Annotated in this window: 8 protein-coding genes; 5 read left to right on the top strand and 3 right to left on the bottom strand. The window is 72.0% G+C overall.

What is annotated here, in order from left to right; translation table 11 throughout:
* The first annotated feature begins 95 nt into the window (after positions 1 to 95).
* Entirely contained in the window at positions 96 to 395 is a 300-nt protein-coding gene (locus tag ACRYR9_RS14410; RefSeq protein WP_432496874.1) for a hypothetical protein, read from the top strand.
* On the opposite strand, the gene mscL is transcribed toward ACRYR9_RS14410, so the two are convergent.
* Positions 392 to 853: a large conductance mechanosensitive channel protein MscL gene (mscL, locus tag ACRYR9_RS14405; protein WP_432496871.1), complete on the bottom strand. Its 462-nt coding sequence runs from the start codon at positions 851 to 853 to the stop codon at positions 392 to 394. The genes ACRYR9_RS14410 and mscL overlap by 4 nt on opposite strands.
* 47 nt (positions 854 to 900) lie before the next feature.
* Here mscL and ACRYR9_RS14400 point away from each other — a divergent pair, with 47 nt between their 5' ends.
* Positions 901 to 2,034, top strand: coding sequence for a lycopene cyclase family protein (locus ACRYR9_RS14400; RefSeq protein WP_432496869.1), 1,134 nt, complete (start codon positions 901 to 903; stop codon positions 2,032 to 2,034).
* Here ACRYR9_RS14400 and ACRYR9_RS14395 read toward each other — a convergent pair.
* Together ACRYR9_RS14395 and ACRYR9_RS14390 are read right to left on the bottom strand one after the other, a co-directional pair.
* The gene (locus ACRYR9_RS14395) at positions 2,024 to 2,647 is read right to left on the bottom strand and encodes a YceI family protein (protein ID WP_432496867.1); all 624 of its coding nucleotides are present in this window, start codon (positions 2,645 to 2,647) and stop codon (positions 2,024 to 2,026) included. The genes ACRYR9_RS14400 and ACRYR9_RS14395 overlap by 11 nt on opposite strands.
* Before the next feature lie 200 nt (positions 2,648 to 2,847).
* On the bottom strand, positions 2,848 to 3,459 hold the full coding sequence (locus ACRYR9_RS14390; protein WP_432496865.1) for a hypothetical protein: 612 nt from the start codon (positions 3,457 to 3,459) through the stop codon (positions 2,848 to 2,850).
* A 206-nt stretch (positions 3,460 to 3,665) separates the two neighbouring features.
* On the opposite strand from ACRYR9_RS14390, the gene ACRYR9_RS14385 reads away from it, so the two are divergent.
* The 3 genes from ACRYR9_RS14385 to ACRYR9_RS14375 all read left to right on the top strand — a co-directional run bounded on the left by ACRYR9_RS14385 (position 3,666) and on the right by ACRYR9_RS14375 (position 6,812).
* Positions 3,666 to 3,917, top strand: a complete 252-nt coding sequence (locus tag ACRYR9_RS14385; protein ID WP_432496862.1) for a hypothetical protein — start codon at positions 3,666 to 3,668, stop codon at positions 3,915 to 3,917.
* Positions 3,918 to 4,121: 204 nt separating this feature from the next.
* Positions 4,122 to 5,819, top strand: a complete 1,698-nt coding sequence (locus ACRYR9_RS14380) for an ABC transporter substrate-binding protein (protein ID WP_432496859.1) — start codon at positions 4,122 to 4,124, stop codon at positions 5,817 to 5,819.
* Positions 5,820 to 5,822: 3 nt separating this feature from the next.
* Entirely contained in the window at positions 5,823 to 6,812 is a 990-nt protein-coding gene (locus tag ACRYR9_RS14375) for an ABC transporter permease (protein WP_432496857.1), read from the top strand.
* Positions 6,813 to 6,829: the final 17 nt, after the last annotated feature.

Here is a 6,829-nt window from a genome sequence, read left to right as displayed (position 1 = left end):
TGATCTTGCACGGGTGAACGTTCAACCGTGCAAGATCACCGAGGGGTGGAGGTTCCGGTGGCGAGGGAGCGGGGGCGCGGTCAGGGTGGTGAGCCGTGAGCACTCCGAGCGACGAGACCGGCAAGAGCACCGAGCCCACCGACCGGGTCGACCCCACCGACAACGCCGAGGTGCGCGCGGTGGAGGAGAGCGGCAGCCGCCAGGTGGCCCGCGGCTCCGACGGCGGCATCCAGCCCTCGCCCGCCCGCAGCCCCGAGGATCCGCTCGGCACGGAGGAGGACATCCCGGCGGGCACCGGTGCGGGCGACCCGCTCGCGGGTGTCCTCATCGACGAGCGCGACGCCGAGCAGGCCGTCTCCGGGGACACCGGTCCGGAGAGCTCCTCCGGGCGCTAAGCCCCGGGCCGGGGGCTCCGGTCCCCGGCCGGGGAGCCGCCCTGCTGCTGCGCCAGGAGGTCGCGGATCTCGGTGAGCAGCCGCACGTCCTCGCTGGGCGCGGCCGGTGCGGGGGCCGACTCGTCCTTGCGCAGGGCCAGCAGGCGGTTCAAGGGTGTGACGACGAGGAAGTACACGACGGCGGCGACGATGAGGAAGTTCAGGACGGCGCCGACGACCGTGCCGAGCTGCAGCCCGACCTGCTGCTCCTGGCCGTCCACGACGATCGTGCGCAGCGGGACCACCCAGGTGCCGGCGAGGTTCGGGCCCCCGCCGACCGCGGCGATGAGCGGGTTGATGAGCCCTTGCACGACGGCCGTCACCACGGCCGTGAACGCGGTGCCGATGACGACGGCCACCGCGAGGTCGATGACGTTCCCGCGCAGGACGAAGTCGCGGAATCCGGTGACGAGCTTCACGGGTGCCTCCCGGGGCATCGGTCCTCTGGCCCTGGGAGCCTAGGGCCGTGGGTCTTCCCGGGGTGCAGGGTGTCGTGGTCGTCGGGCTGGGCGCGGCGGGCGCGAGCCTGGCGTGGCGGCTGGCGGGTTCCGGGGTCCCGCTGCGCGTCGTGGAGGCGCCGGGGGGCTCGGGCCGGCGCACCCCCGAGCGCACCTGGTGCACGTGGGGCCAGGGCGGGCCGGGACCGTTCGGGCACCTGGTGTCGGCGTCGTGGCCCCGGGTGCGGATCGTCCCGGGGACGGGGGAGCAGGTGGTGGCCCACCTGGGGTCCTGGCGCTACCGGATGCTGCGCTCGCAGGACCTCGACGCCGCGGTGCGCGAGCGCCTGACCGGTGCGGGTGTTCCGGTGGAGGAGGCCGTGGTCGAGGACGCGGCCGATCTGCGCGAGCCGGGGTGGACGGTGGTGGACACCCGGCCGGTGCCGGTCCCCCGCACGGGCCGCACGTTGCTGCTGCAGCACTTCCTGGGCCGGCGGGTGCGTTCGCGGCGCCCGGTGTTCGACCCGTCGACGGTCACGATGATGGACTTCCGGGTTCCGCAGCCGGCCGGCGGGGTGGCGTTCGGTTACGTGCTGCCGACGTCGCCGCACGAGGCGCTGGTGGAGTACACGGAGTTCTCGGCGGGGCTGCTGAGCGATGAGGAGTACGACTCCGCGCTGCGGGAGTACCTGCGCCGCAGCGGGATCGGTGAGGTGGAGGTTCTGGGTTCCGAGCGGGGCGTCATCCCCATGACGGACGCGCGCTTCCCGCCGTCCGGGGTTCCCGGGGTGCTGCGCTGGGGCGCCGCCTCCGGGTCGGTTCGCCCGTCCACCGGGTACGCGTTCAGCGCCCTGCAGCGCCAGGCCGACGTGCTGGCCGAGCGGGCGCGGGCGGGTTCACCGCTGGTGCTGCCGCCGGCGCACCGTCGCCGGCACCTGGCCATGGATTCCCTGGTGCTGGAGGCGCTGGCGAGCGGACGCGTGGACGGGGCGGGCTTCTTCACCGGGTTGTTCGCCCGGAACCCGGTGCACCGGGTCCTGGGTTTCCTGGACGGGAGCACCGGCCCCGCGGACGACCTGCGCCTGATGGCGTCGTCGCCGCGGGGACCGATGCTGCGGACCGTCCTGGGGAGGGTGGTCCCGGGGGTTCCCCTCAGGCGTTGAGCACCGCTTCGACGTCGAGCTCGAGGTCGACCTTGTCGGCGACGACGAGGCCGCCGTTGTCGAGCTTGGCGTCGAAGGAGATGCCGAAGTCACGGCGGTCGATGCGGCCCTTGGCCGAGAACCCGGCGCGGGTGCCGCCGTAGGCGTCGGGGCCGATGCCGGAGACCTCGAGGGTGAGGGTGACGGGCCGGGTGACGCCCTTGAGGGTGAGGTCGCCGGTGAGCTGGAAGTCGTCGCCGTCGTGGGTGAGGGCGGTGGAGGTGAACGTCGCGGTCGGGTGGTTGGCGACGTCGAAGAAGTCGCCGCTGTGGACGTGCGCGTCGCGCTGCTCGTTGAACGTGGTCAGCGAGGTGACGTCGATGGCGGCGGTGACGGTGGATCGGGCGGGGTCCTCGGCCAGGACGACCTCGCCGGACACCCCGCCGAGGCGGCCGCGGACCTTGCTGACGGCCATGTGCCGCACGGTGAAGGACACCTCGGAGTGCGAGGCGTCGATGGTCCAGGTGCCGGGCAGGTAGCCGGGCACCTGCGGCAGCGCGGCGGGTGCGGGCAGCGTCGCCGTCGCGGTGCCGTTCGCAGTCGTCTCGGTGTTCTTCTTGCCGAACCAGGCCATCGCGGTCTCCCCAGGTTGTTGAGTGCTCAACTTCTGGGTCGACCATAACCGGCGGGTCATTGAAGACGCAAGTACCTGCCCCGCCCCGTCACCCGAACGCCCCTCGCGCCCCCTCCTGCGGTGATCTTGCACGAGTGAAGATTCAACCGTGCAAGATCACCGCGGGAGGGGGCGCGAGAGCGGTGCGCAGGTGGGCCGGGTCAGACGACCGTGCCGCGCTCGAAGAACCACGCGACCGTCAGGGCCACCGGGTCCACCGAGCCCTCGTGCACCGTGCCACGAGCGCCGTCGGCGGCCGCGCGGTAGGCGGCGGTCAGGGCCGTGACGGCCGGGACGCCGGCCGCGTCCGCGTCGGACAGGGCTCGCGCTGCCGGGGCCATCGCCTGCAGCACCGGGGGGTCGCCGTCGGGGCCGGGGGCTCCGACGTGCTCGGCCGCCAGGGCGAGCTGGTGCGTGCCGACCTCCTGCGCGCACACCCGCGCCATCTCGCCGAACCAGGCCGCCAGCGGCTGCAGCGGCCCGTGGACCCGCCCGGCGCCGCGTGCGACGGCGTCGAACAGCTGCCCGGGGTCCGGATCCGGCGGCAGGGCCGCCACCTCGCCGTCGGCTGCCAGCACCGTCTCGACGAGCGTGCCGGCCACGCCGTCCAGCTCGCCGCGGCGCGCCACCACCTGGTCGCGGAACCCCTCCCACCACGCCAGGACCCTGCCCCCGTCCAGGTCGGCCGCGCGGGTGCCCCGCACCGGCCGTACCGGCCTGCCCTCGTGCAGCACCTGCAGCAGGTCCTGCTCCGTACTCGCCCGAGCGTCCACGTCGTCCTCCTCCTCGAGGTGCTCCGAGGGTCGCACCGGGGTCGGCGGGTCGCCACTCGACGGGCCGCGGGCCGGACCGCCGGCGAGCGCAGTGACTGTGCGTGACGTCGACTTCCGGAAATCGTTGCTCAAGCGCGCGGAGGACGGGGTCGATGCCTCTGTTGTCGGTGACGCTCCGTCCCGATCACGTCTGGAGGAGAGTCACCGTGTCCGTTCCCCGCGTCTTCGCCGCCCTGCTCGTCGCCGGCTCCGTGCTCGCCGGTTCGGCCGCCGCGGCTCCCGCCGCCGCCGCCGCACCGAAGGTCGCGGTGAAGGTCTCCGCCACCGCGAAGGCCCCGGCGAAGAGCGCCGTGAAGACCACCGTGAAGACCGGGCACCTGCGGAACGTCTCCACCGGCCACCTGCGCAACGTCTCCGAGGGTCACCTGCGCAGCGTCACCAAGGGTCACCTGCGCTGAGCGGAGCCGGGTGGCAGGTCCTCGCCGTTCCGGCGGTGACCGGGTGGAGCAGGTCGTCGCAGAACGTTGACACTCTAAGTCAAGCCGGTTAAGAATCGGGGCCAGGCAGGCCGCGACGGTTCCGCCGGCGCCGACGGGGGCGTCCGCGGAGCGGCCTGGCACTCGCAACGCCGCGGAGCTGCGGCGTCGGATCGAGGAACGCCCATGCCCTCCTTCTCCACCCGCCGTGGCTCGCGCCGCCCGCTGATGGCGCTCGCCGCGGGCACGGCCTCTCTCGCCCTGCTCGCCACCGGCTGCTCGGGTTCCGACGACGCCGCGAGCGACCGATCCACCACCCTCGTCGCGTACACCGGCCAGGCCGGCGACTACCAGTTCAACTTCAACCCCTACGCGCCGTCGTCGATCGGTGGCCAGGGAACCGTCTTCGAGTCGCTGTTCTTCATCAACAAGGCGCAGGAGAGCGACCCGGTGCCGCTGCTGGGCACCGAGTACTCCTGGAACGAGGACGGCACCCAGCTGAGCGTCACCCTGCGCGAGGGGGTGGAGTGGTCGGACGGGGAGCCGTTCACCGCGCAGGACGTGGCCTTCACGTTCGACATGCTGAAGAACACCCCGGGCATCAACGGCACCGGCTACGACGGGACGGTCGCCGTCGTCGACGACACCCACGTGACCTTCACCTGGGACGCCCCGGCGTACACCTCCGGCCCCGACGTCCTCAGCCAGATCTACATCGTGCCCGAGCACCTGTGGAAGGACATCGACCCCACCACCGACATCATGGAGGAGCCCGTCGGCACGGGCGCCTACGTGCTGGGCGACTTCAAGCCGCAGGCGTTCACCTTCTCCGCCAACGAGGGGTACTGGGGCGGCGCGCCGGAGGTGAAGACCATCCGCTACGTCGCCCTGTCCGGCAACCAGGCCGGTGCCGACGCCATCGCCGGCGGGACCATCGACTGGCAGACCGGCCCCGTGCCCGACATGCAGAACGTCAACGAGAACTTCCCGTCCTACGACACCGGGACCGCGGCGCAGAACCAGATGGTGCTGGGGACGTGCGCGAACGTCGCCCTGGGCTGCACCGGCCCGCAGACCGACCCCGCCGTCCGACGCGCGCTCTTCTACGCCATGGACCGCACGCAGCTGAACAAGCTCGCGTTCCAGGAGACCGCCGCCGAGATCTCCCCGACGTTCGCTCTGACCGCCACGCAGGAGTCCACGATCTCCGACGCGGTGGAGCCGAAGGTCGCCCCCTCCGGCCCCGACCTGGCCGAGGCCACGCGGATCCTCGAGGAGGCCGGGTACGTCAAGGGCGCCGACGGGATCTACGCCAAGGACGGGCAGCGGCTGTCGATGACGATCGAGGTCGTCACCGGCTGGACCGACTACATCACCGCCATCCAGACCATCTCCCAGCAGGCGAAGGCCGCCGGCATCGAGCTGCAGGCGGCGCAGTCCTCCTGGAACGAGTGGACCGACAAGCGCATGAAGGGGAACTTCCAGCTCGCCATCGACTCGCTGTGGCAGGGACCCTCCCCCGACCCGTACTACCTCTACAACTACTTCTACGCCGGGGAGATGACGGCGCCCGTGGGGGAGAAGTCGCCGGGCAACAACTACTCCCGGTTCTCCGACCCCGCCGTGGACGCCGCCCTCGAAGCCCTGCGCGGGATCGCCCCGGAGGACGAGGCGGCCCGGCAGGCGCAGTTCGACGTCATCCAGACCGCGATCGTCGACCAGATGCCGTACGTCCCGATCCTCACCGGCGGCACCACCAGCGTCTGGAACGTGGAGAAGTTCTCCGGATGGCCCACCGACGAGGACCAGTACGCCTTCCCGGCCGTGTGGTCCGCGTTCGACGCCGCGCAGATCTTCAAGAACCTCACCGTCAACGGTGGCTGAGCCGTGGCCTTCCTGCTGCGCAAGCTCGGCTTCTACGCGATCGCCTTCTGGGCGGCCCTCACCCTGAACTTCCTCATCCCCCGGATGCTGCCGGGCGACCCGGTCGACATCCTGCTCGCCAAGCTCAGCCAGCGCGGCGCCACGGTGACGCCGGAGACCCGGAAGGCCTACGCCACCCTGCTGGGCGGCGACACCGGCGACCCGCTGCTGCAGCAGTACTGGACGTACCTGACGAACATCGCCCGGGGTGACCTGGGGACCTCCATCAGCTACTTCCCGGCACCCGTCACGGAGGTCATCGCCGCCTCCATGCCGTGGACCCTGGTCCTCATCGGCATCGCCACGGTGCTCGCTGCCGTGATCGGCGTCGTCCTGGGGGCGATCGCCGGGTGGCGCCCGGGCAGCTGGCTGGACTCCCTCGTGCCCTCCACGACCCTGCTGGCGGCGGTGCCGTACTTCTGGCTGTCGCTGGTGCTGGTGTACGTCCTGTCCCGCTCGCTGGAGCTCTTCCCCGCCCAGGGCGGGTACGACGTCGTGCTGACCCCCGGGTGGAACGGCGAGTTCATCGCCTCCGCCGTCTACTACGGGTTCCTGCCGGCCCTGACCATCGTGATCGGGTCCCTGGGCGGCTGGCTGCTGGGGATGCGCAACATGATGGTCTCCACCCTCTCGGAGGACTACGTCCTCACCGCCAGGGCCAAGGGCCTGCCCGCGCGGGAGGTCATGCGCAACTACGCCGCGCGCAACGCGGTGCTCCCCTCGATCGCCGGGTTCGCCATCGCCCTGGGGTTCGTCGTCTCCGGGTCGGTGGTCACCGAGCAGGTCTTCTCCTACCCGGGAATCGGCTCGCGCCTGCTGGGCGCGGTGACCAACAACGACTACGCGCTCATGCAGGGCGTCTTCCTGTTCATCACCCTGGCCGTCCTCGGCGCCAACCTGGTCGTCGACCTGCTCTACGGCCTCATCGACCCGCGCACGCGGTCCCGGTCCTGAGCGCACGGCCCACCCCC

Source organism: Kineococcus auxinigenes, assembly GCF_050871525.1.
Taxonomy (GTDB): domain Bacteria; phylum Actinomycetota; class Actinomycetes; order Actinomycetales; family Kineococcaceae; genus Kineococcus.
Note: the sequence above shows the minus strand (reverse complement) of the source record. Positions and strands in the feature narration are given on the sequence as shown.